20 protein-coding genes and 1 pseudogene are annotated in these 16,995 nt (G+C 47.3%); 2 read left to right on the forward strand and 19 right to left on the reverse strand.

Features of this window, described 5'->3' with window-relative positions; genetic code table 11:
• Positions 1 to 2 precede the first annotated feature (2 nt).
• The 12 genes and pseudogenes from DWZ40_RS03730 to DWZ40_RS03780 all read right to left on the reverse strand — a co-directional run bounded on the left by DWZ40_RS03730 (position 3) and on the right by DWZ40_RS03780 (position 9,162).
• A complete protein-coding gene (locus tag DWZ40_RS03730; protein WP_118540904.1) occupies positions 3 to 1,598 on the reverse strand; it encodes an AAA family ATPase in 1,596 nt (531 codons plus the stop codon).
• 104 nt (positions 1,599 to 1,702) lie between these two features.
• A complete protein-coding gene (locus tag DWZ40_RS03735; RefSeq protein ID WP_118540906.1) occupies positions 1,703 to 2,614 on the reverse strand; it encodes a hypothetical protein in 912 nt (303 codons plus the stop codon).
• 41 nt (positions 2,615 to 2,655) lie between these two features.
• Positions 2,656 to 3,093, reverse strand: coding sequence for a phenylalanine--tRNA ligase beta subunit-related protein (locus tag DWZ40_RS03740; protein WP_118540908.1), 438 nt, complete (start codon positions 3,091 to 3,093; stop codon positions 2,656 to 2,658).
• Between the two features lie 29 nt (positions 3,094 to 3,122).
• Complete coding sequence (locus DWZ40_RS03745; RefSeq protein ID WP_118540910.1) at positions 3,123 to 3,614, reverse strand: NUDIX domain-containing protein; 492 nt, start codon at positions 3,612 to 3,614, stop codon at positions 3,123 to 3,125.
• A gap of 66 nt (positions 3,615 to 3,680) precedes the next feature.
• Positions 3,681 to 4,085: pseudogene (locus DWZ40_RS03750) on the reverse strand (DUF554 family protein); the annotation flags it as partial.
• 67 nt (positions 4,086 to 4,152) lie between these two features.
• Entirely contained in the window at positions 4,153 to 4,620 is a 468-nt protein-coding gene (locus DWZ40_RS03755; protein ID WP_118540914.1) for a YbaK/EbsC family protein, read from the reverse strand.
• A gap of 86 nt (positions 4,621 to 4,706) precedes the next feature.
• Positions 4,707 to 5,120, reverse strand: a complete 414-nt coding sequence (locus DWZ40_RS03760; protein WP_118540916.1) for an EamA family transporter — start codon at positions 5,118 to 5,120, stop codon at positions 4,707 to 4,709.
• Between the two features lie 90 nt (positions 5,121 to 5,210).
• On the reverse strand, positions 5,211 to 6,500 hold the full coding sequence (serS, locus tag DWZ40_RS03765) for a serine--tRNA ligase (protein ID WP_118540918.1): 1,290 nt from the start codon (positions 6,498 to 6,500) through the stop codon (positions 5,211 to 5,213).
• A gap of 149 nt (positions 6,501 to 6,649) precedes the next feature.
• Positions 6,650 to 7,750 (reverse strand): BMP family ABC transporter substrate-binding protein, encoded by a 1,101-nt coding sequence (locus DWZ40_RS03770; RefSeq protein WP_118540920.1) that lies wholly within the window; start codon positions 7,748 to 7,750, stop codon positions 6,650 to 6,652.
• Between the two features lie 131 nt (positions 7,751 to 7,881).
• The gene (locus DWZ40_RS20280) at positions 7,882 to 8,007 is read right to left on the reverse strand and encodes a hypothetical protein (RefSeq protein WP_279220622.1); all 126 of its coding nucleotides are present in this window, start codon (positions 8,005 to 8,007) and stop codon (positions 7,882 to 7,884) included.
• Positions 8,008 to 8,065: 58 nt separating this feature from the next.
• Entirely contained in the window at positions 8,066 to 8,335 is a 270-nt protein-coding gene (locus tag DWZ40_RS03775) for a TIGR04076 family protein (protein WP_118540922.1), read from the reverse strand.
• The gene (locus DWZ40_RS03780) at positions 8,335 to 9,162 is read right to left on the reverse strand and encodes a pyridoxamine kinase (RefSeq protein ID WP_347560038.1); all 828 of its coding nucleotides are present in this window, start codon (positions 9,160 to 9,162) and stop codon (positions 8,335 to 8,337) included. The genes DWZ40_RS03775 and DWZ40_RS03780 overlap by 1 nt, the downstream gene beginning before the upstream one ends.
• 207 nt (positions 9,163 to 9,369) lie before the next feature.
• Here DWZ40_RS03780 and DWZ40_RS03785 point away from each other — a divergent pair, with 207 nt between their 5' ends.
• Together DWZ40_RS03785 and DWZ40_RS03790 are read left to right on the forward strand one after the other, a co-directional pair.
• Entirely contained in the window at positions 9,370 to 9,654 is a 285-nt protein-coding gene (locus tag DWZ40_RS03785) for a hypothetical protein (protein ID WP_118540926.1), read from the forward strand.
• A 16-nt stretch (positions 9,655 to 9,670) separates the two neighbouring features.
• Entirely contained in the window at positions 9,671 to 9,874 is a 204-nt protein-coding gene (locus tag DWZ40_RS03790) for a hypothetical protein (RefSeq protein ID WP_118540928.1), read from the forward strand.
• A gap of 113 nt (positions 9,875 to 9,987) precedes the next feature.
• Here the strand turns inward: DWZ40_RS03790 and DWZ40_RS03795 are convergent, their stop codons facing one another.
• From DWZ40_RS03795 to DWZ40_RS03820, 7 genes are all read right to left on the reverse strand, one after another.
• Positions 9,988 to 11,178, reverse strand: a complete 1,191-nt coding sequence (locus tag DWZ40_RS03795) for a phosphopentomutase (RefSeq protein ID WP_118540935.1) — start codon at positions 11,176 to 11,178, stop codon at positions 9,988 to 9,990.
• Between the two features lie 16 nt (positions 11,179 to 11,194).
• The gene (locus DWZ40_RS19960; RefSeq protein ID WP_347560039.1) at positions 11,195 to 11,623 is read right to left on the reverse strand and encodes a cytidine deaminase; all 429 of its coding nucleotides are present in this window, start codon (positions 11,621 to 11,623) and stop codon (positions 11,195 to 11,197) included.
• A gap of 87 nt (positions 11,624 to 11,710) precedes the next feature.
• Positions 11,711 to 12,376, reverse strand: a complete 666-nt coding sequence (gene deoC, locus DWZ40_RS19965) for a deoxyribose-phosphate aldolase (protein WP_118720604.1) — start codon at positions 12,374 to 12,376, stop codon at positions 11,711 to 11,713.
• Between the two features lie 111 nt (positions 12,377 to 12,487).
• Positions 12,488 to 13,198, reverse strand: coding sequence for a purine-nucleoside phosphorylase (deoD, locus tag DWZ40_RS03805; RefSeq protein ID WP_118540937.1), 711 nt, complete (start codon positions 13,196 to 13,198; stop codon positions 12,488 to 12,490).
• Positions 13,199 to 13,406: 208 nt separating this feature from the next.
• Positions 13,407 to 14,342, reverse strand: coding sequence for an ABC transporter permease (locus DWZ40_RS03810; RefSeq protein ID WP_118540939.1), 936 nt, complete (start codon positions 14,340 to 14,342; stop codon positions 13,407 to 13,409).
• Position 14,343: 1 nt separating this feature from the next.
• A complete protein-coding gene (locus DWZ40_RS03815) occupies positions 14,344 to 15,411 on the reverse strand; it encodes an ABC transporter permease (RefSeq protein WP_118540941.1) in 1,068 nt (355 codons plus the stop codon).
• Positions 15,404 to 16,951: an ABC transporter ATP-binding protein gene (locus tag DWZ40_RS03820; protein ID WP_347560040.1), complete on the reverse strand. Its 1,548-nt coding sequence runs from the start codon at positions 16,949 to 16,951 to the stop codon at positions 15,404 to 15,406. The genes DWZ40_RS03815 and DWZ40_RS03820 overlap by 8 nt, the downstream gene beginning before the upstream one ends.
• Between the last annotated feature and the right edge of the window lie 44 nt (positions 16,952 to 16,995).

Raw genomic sequence — 16,995 nt, forward strand, 5'->3', positions numbered from 1 at the left:
TTTTAATCCTTATACATTCTTTCAATCACACAAGTATGTGTCTTCGTATCTTTCTCATAATTAATCCCCACCAAAAGAAGATTTCCCTGATATTCTTTCAGTGCATCTACATAGTGTTTGTCTTTAATCTGGCTGATTGCACCTCTCGCGCTTTTATCCCATTTCAGTTCCATAACGATTGCCGGTTTATCCAGATACATTTTTCTTGGGATAAAACAAACGTCTGCATATCCTTTTCCTGTTGGAAGTTCCCGGATAATTGTATAGTATTCTCTTGCAAAATAAAAAGCAAGATTGATCGTACAGCTTAGTGAATTTTCATCGTTATACTGAAGAATGGAAATTTCCCGATGCGCTTTATCAATTCCTTCTGCAACTGCCTTTTCATCCAGATTCCAAAGAGCCTTTAATAATTTTCTGGAAGACTCAACTGACGCTGTTACTTCAGCCCAGTCCATGGTACTGATTGCATTGATATATTCCTGGGAAACTTCTTTGTTAGGAATTGTAACCGTTTTATCCGGCCAGTGATAGCTCAGATATCCCAAATGGATCAGCAATGTTAAAACATCATCTTTCCCTTGAAAATTCGTCATATCATTTGAAAATGTTCCCGTATTGATCTGGACTCGTTCTCCTGCAAGCATACGGATTACCGAATCCTTGAGTCCGTCAAAATTCATCTTAATATATACTTTTAATGCCTCATATGTTTCTGTTTGATTCCAGTAGTTATCGAACACGCCACTGAGCATCGCGTCTACTACCGATTTCGGACTATACATCGCGTACGAAATTTTTTCTTCGCCGTTCACTGCTACCAGTTCATATCCATCATACCAGGCTTGCGTTTCCTCAAAATTTCGATGAAATCTTTCACACAGTGACGTTACTTCTTTCTCTGTAAAGCCGAAATATTCAGCCATCTCCCTTGGATTCGTCATGGAATATTCCGTAAACATATTCAATGCCGAATGAGAACCATATTTTTTTATTGGGAGAATCCCTGTCATATAAGCCAGCGCCACATAGTCTTTATCTTTCAGCCATGCACGTAAAAAATCCAGATACTTTTTCTGTGCATCTTTATTCTGTTTATACTCACGGAACAGACAATCCCATTCATCGATCAAAATCACAAACGGACATTTCGTATAACGGAATACATCCTTCATAACCTGAATCAGGTTCTTTTCATCCCGAAATTGTATTTCGTGAAAGGTTTCTTTAAAATCCGAAACCAGATAATTTTTAAGCATCTCAAGCATCTCTTCCATGGTTTCTGACATGCTTAAAAATTCCTGCATATTAATCTTGATCACGTCATATTGATTCAGATGTTCTTTATATGATTTTTCTTTACTGATTGCAAGACTCTGAAACAATTCTTCTGTATCTTCATTTCGGTCATAGTACGCGGCAAGCATATTGGCTGCCATAGACTTGCCAAATCTTCTTGGACGGCTTACACAGATGTATTTCTGCTCTGTACAAAGAGCTTCATTCGTCCTTGCGATCAATTCGCTTTTGTCCACATATATTTTTGAACGAAGACTGCCGCGAAATGAAAGATTTCCCGGATTTAGGTAACTTCCCATGCAAATCCCTCCCATCAAAAACGCTTTTATCTGAGTTCATTATACTTGATTCCATTCAGAATCACAAGACAGGAAGCCTTTGTCTCAGACTTTTATTCCAGGCATTATTTTTCCCCAGACCTCTTTCTCAGATCAGATATCGCAGTCATCTTTCTGCTCAGATCTACATTCACCAAAATCTTGATCAGCCAGACAAATACGACCAAGACCAGAAGTGGGATCACACAGGATGTGATCAACATGACTGCCACAGCCTCCACAAAACGGCTCAGGGAATGCTCTGCTTTCTGCAACAGCTCTTCTGTTGATAATGTTACATTTTCCACTGCACTCGTAACAGATTCTTTTGCACTGTTCAAGGCTCCCTTTGCCATTTCCCACAGATTACCGCTTCCTTCTTTTTGCTGCTTCTGTTCTGTTTTAGCATTTTGTTCAGGCTGGACTGCCGTTGTATCGGATTCTGACTGACTTTTCAGGATTTTCTGTGTTTTCCTGGCCTCGTCCAGCGTCAGATCGATCTGTGTATGATACGTATCATCAATCAGATCTGCCAGCTTTACGCTAGATGGAACTACCAGGAAAATACAAATTCCAAATACCAAAAGTTTTCTGGCAAGACATCGGATACTGTCGTTTTCAAAGAATTTATTTCCGGCAAACAGCAAACAGGCCAATGGAATAAAAATGCGAAACGCAGCATATCCGGTAATTGTCACCAAATATTTTTCCAAAAATATCGCGCAAAGTACAATCATCAGATAACCGCTTAAATCTGCTATTTTTTCCGCAATGGGTGTCGCCACATCACCAGGCAGCAGCGTGATCAGCGCAGAAGTTGCTGTTGCAGCTGCCGTGAGTTCAAGAACCGTATCCTTTTTTTCGTCCAGCGAGGAAATTACTTCTTTATGATGTTCCGGGGCAGAGGCATACTTTGCTGCTACAGTAAACGATAAAACCGCAATCAGCAGCCAGACTGCAACTATGATCCACTTCTTTTTCTCATAAGTAAACGGCATCTTTTTTCTCCTTATGTATCAGTTTGTTGTTTCCTTTCCAACTATAAATTCCATACTTCCACCTGACTGGCTTCTGCTTTGCGAAACACAATATCACCCTGCAGCTGTTCCAGATCATAAGAACCGACAGACAATCCGCTTTCCACGGAAATCAGGTTATTTACATCCACGACAGAATTCACATGGTACAGCTCGTCACCACGCCGCACTCTGCGCAGCAATGCCTCGGAAGAAACACGGTAACGCCCCGGATTGCGGCCAAATGCTTTGTAAGCGGCGCGACTTCCTCGCACGCCTGTAACCTCGCTCCACTCTTTTCCTTCGATATCATTTTTTACCGCTGGAAGGATTTCATGATCCAGATAATCCCAAAATACGTCCGAAGATGCTTTTACTTCTGCGGTAAAATGAAGACAGCCAAGACGGATCTCCGGGTAAACCGAAATTAAGGCAGGATCTATGTTTATCGTTCTATTCATACGTGTCACCTCTTACGAAATTTTTTGATCTATCTTTCATCCAGATAGCTCTTCAAAAAATACTCGGCCAGACTATTTGGCCGGATATTGGTTCTTGCTTCTTCCGGTGTAAACCACTTGCAGCGGTCCACCTCCTGATTTGTGTGCAGTTCCTCTGCATTATCCACATAGGCCGTAAAATTGCACATCAGCGTGTTCGAGGGCTCGAAAAACTGGGTCCGGTTAAATTTCATGTGGGAAACATGAAGTCCGGTTTCTTCCCTTACTTCGCGCACAACTGCATCTTCCTCGGCTTCCCCGCGGTTCACATAGCCAGCCACCAGAATGTAGGTTGGCTTTCCGTATTGCTGGATCAGCAGGATTTTTCCGGTCTTTTCATCGGTAACGATCATGCTGACTGCCACGTTATACATCGGGAAACAGTACTGCTGGCACTTTGGACAATAGGGAACCATTCCCTCTCCTTCCAGTTCTTTTTCCATCAGCTCCGTTCCACATTCGTAACAATGTTTTTGAATCATGTCACACCTCTTTCTCTCACATCCATGCGTTCTCATGTGCTTTATCGTTATTCCACACCCAAATATTTAGAATCCCCATGGCAGATACGCTGCCACAACCGCTAATATTACCGCCGGGAGCATATTGGCTACGCTCAGCTTTTTCCCCCAGATCAGATTCACGCCGATACAGAAGATCAGCGCAGAACCAACCAGGGACAGATAGTCCAGTGCCAGCTCCGTCATAATTAGAGAAAGCAATCCCGCCAAAAGCGTAATACCGCCTTCAAATACAAACACTGGGATTGCAGAAAACGCACATCCTTTTCCCATGGATGAGGTCATGACCGCAATGATGATAAAGTCCAAAATCGATTTCACGGCCAGGGTAGAATAATCGTGCAAAAGACCGTCCTGGATTGATCCCACGATCGCCATAGCGCCAATGGAAACGGTCAGCGATGCGGTCACAAAGGCATTGACCAATGCAGCGTCACCGGAAAATCGGCAAAATCGGCTTCCGCAACTTTACTGTACGGAATTTTCTTTCAAAAAATTCCTATCCATGTACCGTAACATCCACCCAGTCGTTTGCACCAGCTACCTGTTCCAATTCCGGAATCGTCAGTTTCACCGCACTGTGGTCATTTCCTGCTGCCGGATAGACCACGTCAAACTGGCGGAGGCTTTCATCCAGGTAGACTTCCACGCCTTCCTTGATTCCAAACGGGCATACCCCGCCCGGCGCATGGCCCACATGCTGCTCCACTTCATCGAATGGGATCATCTTTGCCTTCACATGAAAGGTATCCTTATATTTCCGGTTATCCACCTTTGCCGTTCCCTCTGTCAGGATCAGCACTGTTTTTTCTCCCTGCAAAAATGACATGGTCTTTGCGATCATGGCCGGCTTTACGCCCAGCGCCTCTGCTGCATCGGTAACTGTTGCAGTCGAAGCATCTAACTCGATAACGTGATCCAGAAAGCCCTTTGCTTCCAGATCTGCTTTTGCTTTTTCCAGTGACATTTATTCCTCCTGTGTTTCTGTCATTTATCTGACGATCCGATTGGATTCAATCAAAACTTATCCTGTCCTACTTCCAGTTCATTCCCCTACAGCACCATCAGCAGCGTTCCCGCTCCGATCAGGACACACCCGATCATGGATTTCATTGTAAAGGATTCGTGCAAAAATACAAATGCGAGAACCAACGTAATGATCACGCTCAGTTTATCAACCGGCACCACTTTGGATGCCTCCCCGATCTGCAGTGCCCGGTAATAACAAAGCCAGGACGCCCCGGTTGCAAGTCCGGAAAGAATCAAAAACAGCCAGCTCTTTTTGCTGATCTCGGAAATACCGCTCTGGGTATGTGTCAGAAAAACCATTCCCCATGCCATCACAACAACCACCATAGTCCGGATCGCTGTTGCAAGGTTGGAATTCACGCCATCAATGCCGACCTTCGCAAGAATGGATGTAAGTGCCGCAAATACTGCCGATAATAATGCGAATAAAAACCACATAACGCATTTCTCCTCATATGTTCAACTCCGAAAATAATATAATGAAAGCCGCCGCATATCCAACGTGCGGCGGCTTTCTGCCAATATATCTTATTTATGCTTCGGTACCATAACTTCCATACCGCCCATATACGGCTGCAGCACCTTCGGGATCTTGACAGTGCCGTCTGCCTGCAGGTTGTTCTCCAGGAATGCGATCAGCATACGCGGCGGAGCAACTACGGTGTTGTTTAAGGTATGAGCGAAGTACTTTCCGTCCGGTCCGTCTACGCGGATCTTTAAGCGGCGTGCCTGTGCGTCTCCTAAGTTGGAGCAGGAACCTACCTCGAAGTACTTCTTCTGACGCGGAGACCATGCCTCTACGTCACAGGATTTTACCTTTAAGTCTGCCAGGTCACCAGAGCAGCACTCCAGGGTACGAACCGGGATGTCCATGGAACGGAACAGATCTACGGTGTTCTGCCATAATTTGTCGTACCACATCTTGGACTCATCCGGCTTGCAGACAACGATCATCTCCTGCTTCTCGAACTGATGGATACGGTATACACCGCGCTCCTCAATGCCGTGGGCACCTTTCTCCTTACGGAAGCATGGGGAATAGCTGGTTAAGGTCTTCGGAAGCTGGTCTTCCGGGGTAATGGTGTCGATGAACTTACCGATCATGGAGTGCTCACTGGTACCGATCAGGTACAGGTCCTCACCCTCGATCTTGTACATCATAGCATCCATCTCTGCGAAGGACATAACGCCGGTTACCACGTTGCTGCGGATCATGAACGGCGGGATGCAGTAAGTGAAGCCACGGTCGATCATGAAGTCACGAGCGTAGGAAATGACTGCGGAATGAAGTCTTGCGATATCGCCCATCAGGTAGTAGAAGCCGTTTCCTGCTACTTTACCTGCTGCGTCTAAGTCGATGCCGTCAAAGGTCTTCATGATGTCGGTATGATACGGAATCTCAAAATCCGGTACGAACGGATCGCCGAATTTTTCGATCTCTACGTTCTGGCTGTCATCTTTACCGATCGGTACGCTCGGATCGATGATGTTCGGAATGGTCATCATGATCTTTAATACCTTTGCTTCCAGCTCGGTCTCCTGAGCTTCCAGCTCTGCAAGGCGTGCTGCGTTTGCTGCTACCTGAGCCTTAACCTCTTCTGCCTCTTCCTTCTTGCCCTGACCCATTAACTGGCCGATCTGCTTGGAGAGCTTGTTGCGGGATGCACGAAGACTGTCTGCCTCTGCCTTTGCTGCACGGTTCTTCGCATCCAGCTCGATCACCTCGTCCACCAGCGGAAGCTTCTCAAACTGGAACTTGTTTTCGATATTTTTCTTTACGATGTCCGGATTCTCACGGACAAACTTTAAATCTAACATCTCTTCCTCCTGTATACGTTTCTGTTTTCCCAACCGTAAAATACATACTCTGTACTTCCAATATGCCCGGAAAGCAAAAATGTAGTATAATCAAAATCGATTATACTACACTTTTTTCTGAATGGAAAGACTCTATTTTATTTTAGCACTTAGTCTAACTCGTAAACATCGCCGTATTTTGCTTCGAAGGATTCTTTATCAGCCGGTACTTCGATCTCGCTGCTGATGATCTTCTCTTTCACTTCGTTTACTGCCTCGATGACATCGTCTGCGATCAGATCCTGGCTCGGTGCGATATCTACACCGCCTGCTGCCAGGTCATAGGTGTGAACACTGCTCTCCAGGGTTCCGTTTACTAAAGACTCGATGGTATCAAATACAGCGTTGTCTACACGCTTCATAGCAGAGGTCAGGACGGTATCCGGGGAGATGCTGGACTGGTCGCTGTCTACGCCGATCGCATAAACACCAGCCTCGTGACAAGCCTCGATCACGCCAAGACCGGTTGCTGCTGCTGCGTGGAAGATGACATCTGCACCGTTGGTGATTGCAGTATTTGCCATGGTCTTACCAGTTGCTGCATCTGCAAAGGAGTTTGCGTTGAACTGCTGGATGGTTACATCCGGGTTCGCATCCAGGGCACCTGCACAGTAACCGTAACCAAACTGGTTCATGGTCTCGTTTGCCATACCTGCTACATAACCGATGTTGTTGGTCTTGGTGGTCTTACCTGCTACAAAACCAGCCAGGTAGGAAGCCTGCTCTGCGCGGAACATCAGGCAGGTAACGTTCGGAAGGTCGATGGTTGCATCATCTACGATCGCAAACTTGATATCCGGGTTCTGCTCTGCTGCGGTTCTGGTTGCATCTGCAAGCATGTAACCGATGCTGATGATCAGGTCATACTCCTCATCTGCGAAGGTCTCCAGGTTCGGTGCGTAGTCTGCATCGGTGCTGGACTCTAAGTAGTTTACGGTTACGCCAAGCTCTTTTGCTGCACGCTCCATACCTTCCCATGCGGTCTGGTTGAAAGAACCATCGTTTACACCGCCGACATCGGTAACCAGACCGATCTTTAAATCAGATGCGTCTACTGCTGCGGAACCGCTTTCTGCGGTGTTGCTGTCTGCACTGTTGCTGTCTGCTGCTTTGGTGTCTGCTGCACCGGTGCTGCTGTTAGAACCGCCGCATGCCACAAGAGACATGCACATTGCTGCTGCCATCATAAGAGCTGTAATTCTTCTTTTCATAATGTTCTCCAATATAATAATTTTCACGGTCTCAGAATAACCCTATAGTTTATAACACAAATCAATGTGCTTGAAAAGGACACATGTCACTTTTTCATTGTTTTTTTATAAATACGAGAGCCTGACGTGTTTCATTTTTCACGGACATATTGACAAATAAAATCTGCTTTCGCAGTTCTGGAGACTTCACGGGAGCGGATGGTGCTGTCGATAACCAGAAGCTTCATATTCTTATCGTCCTTTCTTTTTGGATCCAACTATATCATCCTTTTGCATAGAAAATCACCCTTTGTTCCTAATTCCAATTTCAAGGAATTATGCATCTTCGTCAATTCGTTCAATCTTAAATACATTGAGTGTATCCACATCCGGACAGGCAAACAAAGCAGTTCCCTCTTTCTGCCCTGGAATGTTTCCGCCGTACCGCAGGATATCAACATACGGAAACGCTACATGCATCGCCATAGGGCACAGATTGCCTCTTTCCGTGTCAAAATCATAGGAATCACCAATCTTATGCCCTCTGTGGCAGCCAACGGTACCTTTTTGATCAATCAGGGTAATTCGGATCTTTGGTCTTTTCATCAATCAATCTCCTCCAGACATGTCTCAATCGGTATTCCTTTGTATTTATCTGCGTTCCCGGCATTCTTCACGATCATATTTTTTACCGTCGTCATGGCACGCTCTGTGGCATCGCGCAGGCTGCATCCAGCTAATATCTTACCCATGAAAACGGCCGAGAAAATATCTCCTGTGCCAGGAAATCTTACCGGAATCTCCTCAAAATCAATCTGAAAATATTCCTTTGTCTTATCATCATAACCGAACACACATTTTTGTTCTGAACCTTTGATCTTTGCACTTGTGATCACAATGGATTTTGCACCCAGGCGTTTCAATTCATCGATGATATCCTTTAATTCTGCCTCTGTGGCACCCTCTTCATGGTACTCAGAACCGGCGAGATATGCGGCTTCCGTATAATTAGGAACCGTGTAATCGGAAACCGAGATTAATTTTCGCATAAGCGCAACCGTTTCCTGCGTAATGCCATTGTAAAGCTTTCCCTCATCACCCATGATCGGGTCGGTAAATATGGTAATGCCCGCTGCAGATTCTTCCCTGCAGAATTCCGTGATCAGCTCCGTTTGTTCTTTGGAAACAATAAAGCCAGTTGATATGGCATCGAACTCAAAATTCAGCTGTTTCCATACGTCAAGCGTATTTTTCATGTATTCTGTGGTATCGAGAATATCAAATTTACCATAGTCCAGCGTGTTCGAAACGATAGCCGTAGGAAGGCTGAATATCTCATATTTCATATGAGAAAGCACCGGAATCATTGCAGATAATGCGACTTTTCCGTAGCCTGCCAGGTCATTGATCAGCAAGAGTTTGTTATTCATCATTTGTACCTCATTTTCGTGTTTTTTGACAGATCTTTAAGAGTTTCAAAAGGCCCCGTCAGATATTTTTCTAATGCGAGCATAGCATATTCCTTTTGCAAATACAAGAAAATGTCAGACGATTCGTTCATCTTAGATGACATGAGAGTTGACAATTCCCGATTAAAAACAATAAAATCGAACCATATTTTAAACGAAAGGACCTAACCAATGAAAAGCAAAATCATGACAGCAGCAGGCCTGCTCACCGTAGCCCTGACCTTCACAGGATGTGCAGGAAACCAGGCAAAGGAAACTGCAGCACCGGCAGGAGAAGCAACAACCCAGGCAGAAGAAACAACTGCACAGGCAGAAGAAACAACTGCACAGGCAGATGCATCTGTAAAGGAAACCGAATCAGAAGCAGTATCCGAAACAACTGGAAATGCCGCAGAATCAGAAACAAAAAACTTCGAGCAGCGTCTTGAGCCGGTAGAACCAGTAGACAAGTGTTGAATGGGGCGGTCATTGGATGGTCCTGATCGGTTATGACGATATGAGAAGCTCTGACATCATGCTCGATGATGTACTGGTATTCGCTGACTCCTACGACACTTCTGACCAGTGCCAGGATGGTTACTATACCATGAGCTTTGAGCGTTACGTGAGCCAGTGGTTTGACCATCAGGTTATGGGAGAAAATGAGAAGAACCAACAGTATGTAACAATTAAGTAGAAAAACAGAATCATATCGTTAACGCAACGAACAAGGACCGAAAGTTCCTGCCCCGCCATACGGCGGAGCGGGAGCTTTCGGCCCTTTCATGTTTCCTGTATCAAATTATTATTTTATTTCAGCTTATCCAGAATCGAATCCCCAATGGTTCCTTCCGGCATCTTTACACCGAAATCGTCGGCAATGGTTGCTCCGATGATCGCAAAGGTATCGGTCTCCGGAAGCTCGCCGCTCTCCTTGCACGCCTTAGAATATGCCAGAAACGGCACTTTCTCGCGAGTGTGATCGGTTCCGGTGTAGGTCGGATCATTTCCGTGGTCTGCCGTGATGATGAGGAGATCATCTTCCCGCAGCGTATCCAGAAGTAAGCCAAGATTTACATCGAACTTTTCAATCTCCTGTGCGTAGCCGGACGGATTTCTGCGGTGTCCCCACAGGGCATCGAAGTCAACCAGGTTCACGAAGCACAAACCATGGAAATCTTTCTTTGCCACATCGATGGTCTGCTCCATGCCGTGAACGGAGTTCTTGGACTTGTAGGCCTCAGTGATACCCTCGCCCACAAAGATGTCGTTGATCTTTCCAATGGAAATGACATCATAACCGGCACTTTTCAGCGCATTCAAAGCAGTCGGACCGAATGGCTTTAACGCATAGTCGTGGCGGTTGCTGGTGCGCTTGAATTCGCCCTTTTTCTTTCCTATATATGGTCTGGCGATGACGCGGCCAACCTTCCACTCATCCTTCATGGTCAGCTCCCGGGCGATCTCACAGCAGCGATAAAGTTCATCAAGGCCAAATGTCTCCTCATTGCCGCAGATCTGAAGCACAGAGTCTGCAGAGGTGTACACGATCATATGGCCGGTTGCGATTTCCTCTTCACCAAGCTCGTCTAAGATTTCGGTGCCGCTGGCGCTCTTATTGCCGATGACTTTATGTCCGGTGCGCTCCTCCAGCTCTTTGATCAGCTCCGGTGGGAATCCGGTCTCGGTGAAGGTCTGGAATGGTTTGGTCACTTCCAGGCCCATCATCTCCCAGTGTCCGGTCATGGTATCCTTGCCGCGGCTCTTTTCACGCAGTTTTCCATAATAGCCCAGCGGCTTCTCCACCGGTGCGACCTGCTTTAACGGGATGATGTTTGCCATCCCCAGTTTCTGAAGGTTTGGAATCTGAAAGGTTTCCACGGATTCGGAAATATGCCCCAGGGTGTTCACCCCGATATCACCAAAATCTGCAGAATCCGGCATAGCTCCCACTCCAAGGGAATCCATGACTACTACAAATACGCGTTTAAACTTTTCCATGTAATTCTCCTTAATTTTATTTCAGATTATCCGGCCCGAATCCAAGAGGCAGCAGCTCTTTTAAAGTATAGATCTCATACTGCTCTTTGGAGACTGCCAGAATGATCTGGAATTCTTCCGGGTTACAGAACTCCATCATAACCTGGCGGCAGACGCCGCATGGAGCTGTGATTTCTTTTAATTCTTTATTGGCGCCACCGACTACGCAGATGGCATCAAACTCCCGCACGCCTTCACTCACGGCCTTGAAAAATGCGGTGCGCTCTGCGCAGTTGCTTGGCGTATAACCGGCATTTTCAATGTTACAGCCACCGTAAACGGTGCCGTTTTTCGCCAGCAGTGCAGCTCCCACATGGAAGTGGGAATACGGCACATAAGAGTAATCCATCATGCTGATGGCCTTTTCGATCAGGGCTTCGATCTGATCCTTTTCCAGTTTCTTCATTGTTTATTCAACACTCCTTAGGAGATTTCCGCTTCCCGGATCCCCGTGCTTTCTTTATCCATGCGCCCACTCAGGCAGGCAGATTTTTTAGTATCCGGTTGCCTCTTCCTGCTTTACCAGCTTGATGATGCGGCTGGTTCCCAGTCTGTCAGCACCCAGAGAAAGGAATTTCTCTGCGTCATCCAGAGAAGAGATGCCGCCTGCTGCTTTCATCTTTACATTCGGCCCGATGTGCTCGGAAAAGAGCTTAATATCGTCGAAGGTTGCTCCTGCTTTGGAGAAACCGGTGGAGGTCTTGATGTAATCTGCTCCTGCCTTTGTCACTACTTCGCACATGCGGATCTTCTCCTCGTCGGTCAGAAGACAGGTCTCGATGATGACCTTTAATACCTTAAAGCCGCATGCTTTTTTCAGGGTGCGGATTTCCTCTTCGATGCAGTCAAACTTGCCGTCTTTTGCCCAGCCGATGTTGATGACCATATCGATCTCGTCTGCCCCGTTTGCGAGTGCATCTTTCGTCTCAAACTCTTTTGCTGCGGTGGTCATATAGCCGTTCGGGAAGCCAATGACGGTGCAGACTGCCATCTTGTCCTGCACATACTCCTTCGCCTGCTTTACATAGGACGGCGGAATGCAGACGGAAGCAGTTCCGTAAGCAACCGCGTCATCGCAGATCTGCCTGATCTCAGCCCAGGTTGCAGTCTGAGTTAAGAGTGTGTGGTCCACATGTTTGATAATATCTTTTACATCCATTGTATGAATCCCCTTTCTTTTCTATCACATATTACAGTCAGAAGCAGACGGTTCCGACAGATGCCAGATTCCCACTTTTTTTGTTTCTGCTTCCATGTTTTTGCAATCGCTTTATGCCAGCTCTAACGCAATCTCCATCATCTTGTGAAAACCAAGCTGCCGGTCTTCGGCGCTTAAATGCTCGTTGGTGTAGAGATGATCGGAAATCGTGAGCATGCAGAGTGCCTTCTTGCCTGCCTTTGCCGCATTCATATAGAGTGCTGCTGCTTCCATCTCCACAGCAAGCACGCCCATACCGCGCCACAGGTCATTGACATTGCCCATTGCGTTGTAAAACACATCGGAAGAAAGCACGTTTCCGACTACGACGTTTGTGCCCTGGCGCTTTGCGGTCTCCACAGCCCGGCTTAACAGCTCATAATCTGCGATCGGCGCAAAGGTTCCCGGCAGTCCATACTGGTATGCATAGTTGGAATCAGTGCAGGCACCCATGCCGATGACAACGTCCATCAGCTTCATATTGTCCTGCAGAGCCCCTGCGGAACCGATGCGGATCACCTGATCTACATCATAAAAGTGAAACAGCTCATAGGAATAGATTCCGATGGACGGCATTCCCATACCGCCTCCCATAACAGAAATCTCTTTTCCCTTGTAGGTTCCGGTATAACCAAACATATTCCGGACCCCGTTTACCTGTCTTGCATTTTCCAGATACGTCTCTGCAATGTACTTTGCGCGCAGCGGATCACCCGGCATCAGTACGGTTTTGGCGAAATCGCCGAGTTTCGCGCTGTTATGCGCAGTTGGTGTGTTCGTCATAATAAATCCCCTTTCCTTCTCCTGTTTTCCAGATAGTAGGACACATCGGGCTGCCTTTCGCGCCAGACCCGCCTGCCCCTATTTCTATTTAGATTATTACAGGCCTGTATATAAGTCTTGCTTCCTATATACAGACCTGATTAAAATTTTAAAGAACAGTGTAAATCTTTGCTGCTGTGTATGCACTGCGCATACAGCAACGTCATTCTTATTTGGACTTTACAAAGATCTTTCCGTTTGCTGCCGGAGTATGTGCCTTACCGACAAACAGTACCAGTGCCACGATGGTTACCACGTACGGGATCATGGAAATTAAGTTCGGGGATACCATGTTGCTCTGCGCTGCCAGGGATTTGATACCGCTGCACAGACCAAAGAGCAGGCATGCCTTGGTTGCTCCTCCCGGGGAGAACTTACCGAAGATAACCGCTGCGATCGCGATAAAGCCCTGTCCTACGATAACACTCGGACGGAACTGGTTGATGGTTGCCAGGGTTACGAAAGCACCGCCGAGACCGGCCAGGAATCCAGAAAGGATCACGCAGGTGTAACGGACCTTGTAAACGTCGATACCCAGAGACTCACATGCCTCCGGATGCTCTCCGACTGCTCTTAAGTGTGCACCGAATTTGGTCTTGTAGAATACGAACCAGCACACAAATGCCAGAACAAATACCAGATAAGCAACCGCATATACATTCAATACGTTGTTCCAGAAGGAACCGGTCGGGAACACGCCCTCAAACAGCTTCGGGAGCTTGCAGCTCGGATCCATGGCCGGTGTATCGGATGAGTTGTTGTACATTGCCTTACAGAGGAACAGCGCCAGGCCAGGTCCTAAGAAGTTGATCGCCGTACCGGCGATGGTCTGGTCTGCATGGCAGGAAATACATGCGTAAGCATGGATCAGTCCGAACAATGCGCCTGCCAGACCTGCACAGAGGAATGCGATCCAGCCGTTTCCGGTGGTCAGTCCCATAACAGCACCGGTGAACGCGCCGATGGTCATCATACCCTCAATACCGATGTTAACAACTCCGCTTCGCTCAGAGAAGCAGGAGCCAAGAGCCGCAAGAAGAAGCGGCGGAGTCGCGATCAGGGTCGCGTTGATCAGAAGACCAAGGTCTTTTATAATTTCATTCATCTTACTTTGCCTCCTTCTTCTTTGCTGTCTTCAGGACAAAATACTTAAATACATGAGCGATCGCAATCAGTAAAACAACGCAGCCCATGATGATGTCTACAACCTCAGACGGTGCTTTTACGATACTGAGCTTGGATCCGCCGTATTTCATGGCACCGTAGAACAGACCGGAGAAGATGCAGCCGATCGGGTTTGAAGAACCGATCAGGGCAACGGTGATACCCTCGAAACCAAAGCCCTCCTGACCAGCGAACTGGCTTAAACGTCCGGACATACCAAGTACCTGGACTGCTCCGCCAAGACCGGATAACAGACCGGAAATACCAAGTGCAGTCAGAATGGATCTGTTTGCATCGATGCCGCCATACTCTGCAGCGCTGCTGTTAAAACCTACGGCTTTCAGCTTATAGCCAAGGGTGGTCTTCTCGATGATGATCCAGATCACGATTGCTGCGACTACAGCCAGGACAAAGCCCCAGTGTGCACTGGTACAGCCAAGTGCGTTTCTCAGGCTTTCCGGAAGAAGGAGTCTCGCGGAAGCTGCGATATCCTGGGTTGCCTCAGTCTTATCGCGGTGGATGAACGGCAGGTTTACCATGTAGTTGGACAGATAGAATGCGATCCAGTTAAACATGATAAAGGAAAGTACCTCGTGGATGCCGCGTTTTACTTTCAGGACGCCTACGATCAGAGACCAGATGCAGCCTGCAGCTGCCGCTGCCACCAGACATACGATCGCATGGATGCCTGCCGGAAGCTTTAACACAATTCCCAGAATGCAGGCTACCAGGCCGCCGATAACGAACTGACCCTCAGCGCCGATGTTGAACACACCGGTACGGAACGAGAAAGCTACACTTAAACCAGTGAAGATCAGCGGTGCTGCGTAAACCAGGGTCCATACCAGGTACTTCGGCTTACTGAAAATACTGCTAAAAAGCTTTCCGTAAGCGACTGCCGGGCTGATGCCCGCAATCGTCAAGAAGATGGCTCCTACCAAAAAGCCAATGATAATTGCAATGATGGTGTAGAGTACATTGCATTCCAGAATACTTTTCTTTTTATTCATTTGTCTTTTTTCCTCCTGCCATCATAAATCCGAGTTCCTTCTCGTCTGCGTTCTTACCAGGAACACTTCCGGTGATCTGGCCATCGAAGATAACCTCGATCCGGTCGGAAAGGCTCATGATCTCATCCAGCTCGAAGGATACCAGCAATACTGCACGGTTTTTATTTCTCTGCTCTACCAGATACTTGTGTACAAACTCGATCGCACCGACATCAAGACCTCGGGTTGGGTTCACCGCGATCAGAAGGTCTTTGTCGTTCGTTACCTCGCGGGCAATGATGACTTTCTGCTGGTTACCTCCGGACAGGGTGCCGGATGATGCCTCTGCACAGCCGCGCGGACGGACATCGAACTTCTCGATCAGGTCCAGGGCATGTTCCTTGATCGCTTTGCGGTCGAGGATACCATGTTTGGAATACGGCGCTTCCTCGAAGTGCTGCAGGATCAGGTTATCCTCGTTGGAAAATTCCAGAACCAGACCATGCTTCTGGCGGTCAGCCGGAATACTGGAAATACCGTTTGCAAAGGTCTCCTTCGGGCTCTTGTTGAAGACATCTTTTCCAAGCATGGTAATGGTGCCGGACTCAGCCTTGCGAAGGCCGGTCAAAATCTCGACAAGCTCGGTCTGTCCATTTCCGTCGACACCGGCCAGTCCTACGATCTCGCCTTTTCTTACATCTAAGTTAAAGCCTTTTAAGATTTCCACACCGCGGTAATCCTTTGCGTGCAGGTTTTCTACATGCAGGACACCCTCGCCTGCTTCCTGGTCTTTTTTGTCGACCTTAAAGTTAACGTCTCGTCCTACCATCATGGCAGCCAGGACATTCTCATCGACATCGGCTACTTTTACAGTCTGGATGTATTTACCCTGACGGATAATGGTACAGTTATCGGAGGATGCGGTGATCTCCTTTAACTTATGAGTGATCAGGATGACACTCTTTCCGTCTGCAGTCAGGTTGGAGATGATCTCCATAAGGCCCTCGATCTCCTGCGGGGTCAGGGACGCAGTCGGCTCATCCAGGATCAGGGTCTGCGCACCGCGGTACAACACCTTCAGGATCTCCACACGCTGCTGCATACCTACGGAAATATCTTCTACCTTTGCGTCCGGGTCTACCTTCATGCCATAACGCTCGGACAGCTCCAGCACTTTTTTCTTTGCAGTTTCCTTGTCAACACTTAAGCCCTTAACCGGCTCCATACCCAGAATAATATTCTCGGTTACGGTGAATGGCTGGATCAGCATGAAATGCTGGTGTACCATACCAATACCGATGTCGATCGCATCCTTCGGGCTGTTGAAATGAACTTCCTTCTCGTTGATAAAGATCTGTCCGCTGGTTGGTTTGTACAGTCCGCAGAGTACATTCATCATGGTACTCTTTCCGGCTCCGTTTTCACCTAAGATTGCGTGCACCTCTCCTTTGTGCACGGTCAGGTTGATATGGTCGTTCGCCGTAAAGTCGCCGAACTTCTTGACGATGTCTTTCATCTGAATTACGACTTTACTTTCATCCATATGGCTCGTTCTTGCCACGGCTTGGTCCCTCCTGTTTCTTTTATCGTTTGCTGTCTGCGCAA

It is taken from the genome of Clostridium sp. AF32-12BH (assembly GCF_003477935.1).
Lineage (GTDB): Bacteria > Bacillota > Clostridia > Lachnospirales > Lachnospiraceae > Brotaphodocola.

Excerpts from the sequence above, each read along its gene's own strand:
- DWZ40_RS03730 (WP_118540904.1), bottom strand. The coding sequence starts at position 1,598 with ATGGGAAGTTACCTAAATCCGGGAAATCTTTCATTTCGCGGCAGTCTT.
- DWZ40_RS03735 (WP_118540906.1), bottom strand. The coding sequence starts at position 2,614 with ATGCCGTTTACTTATGAGAAAAAGAAGTGGATCATAGTTGCAGTCTGG.
- DWZ40_RS03740 (WP_118540908.1), bottom strand. The coding sequence starts at position 3,093 with ATGAATAGAACGATAAACATAGATCCTGCCTTAATTTCGGTTTACCCG.
- DWZ40_RS03745 (WP_118540910.1), bottom strand. The coding sequence starts at position 3,614 with ATGATTCAAAAACATTGTTACGAATGTGGAACGGAGCTGATGGAAAAA.
- DWZ40_RS03755 (WP_118540914.1), bottom strand. The coding sequence starts at position 4,620 with ATGTCACTGGAAAAAGCAAAAGCAGATCTGGAAGCAAAGGGCTTTCTG.
- DWZ40_RS03760 (WP_118540916.1), bottom strand. The coding sequence starts at position 5,120 with ATGTGGTTTTTATTCGCATTATTATCGGCAGTATTTGCGGCACTTACA.
- serS (WP_118540918.1), bottom strand. The coding sequence starts at position 6,500 with ATGTTAGATTTAAAGTTTGTCCGTGAGAATCCGGACATCGTAAAGAAA.
- DWZ40_RS03770 (WP_118540920.1), bottom strand. The coding sequence starts at position 7,750 with ATGAAAAGAAGAATTACAGCTCTTATGATGGCAGCAGCAATGTGCATG.
- DWZ40_RS03775 (WP_118540922.1), bottom strand. The coding sequence starts at position 8,335 with ATGAAAAGACCAAAGATCCGAATTACCCTGATTGATCAAAAAGGTACC.
- DWZ40_RS03780 (WP_347560038.1), bottom strand. The coding sequence starts at position 9,162 with ATGATGAATAACAAACTCTTGCTGATCAATGACCTGGCAGGCTACGGA.
- DWZ40_RS03785 (WP_118540926.1), top strand. The coding sequence starts at position 9,370 with ATGAAAAGCAAAATCATGACAGCAGCAGGCCTGCTCACCGTAGCCCTG.
- DWZ40_RS03790 (WP_118540928.1), top strand. The coding sequence starts at position 9,671 with ATGGTCCTGATCGGTTATGACGATATGAGAAGCTCTGACATCATGCTC.
- DWZ40_RS03795 (WP_118540935.1), bottom strand. The coding sequence starts at position 11,178 with ATGGAAAAGTTTAAACGCGTATTTGTAGTAGTCATGGATTCCCTTGGA.
- DWZ40_RS19960 (WP_347560039.1), bottom strand. The coding sequence starts at position 11,623 with ATGAAGAAACTGGAAAAGGATCAGATCGAAGCCCTGATCGAAAAGGCC.
- deoC (WP_118720604.1), bottom strand. The coding sequence starts at position 12,376 with ATGGATGTAAAAGATATTATCAAACATGTGGACCACACACTCTTAACT.
- deoD (WP_118540937.1), bottom strand. The coding sequence starts at position 13,198 with ATGACGAACACACCAACTGCGCATAACAGCGCGAAACTCGGCGATTTC.
- DWZ40_RS03810 (WP_118540939.1), bottom strand. The coding sequence starts at position 14,342 with ATGAATGAAATTATAAAAGACCTTGGTCTTCTGATCAACGCGACCCTG.
- DWZ40_RS03815 (WP_118540941.1), bottom strand. The coding sequence starts at position 15,411 with ATGAATAAAAAGAAAAGTATTCTGGAATGCAATGTACTCTACACCATC.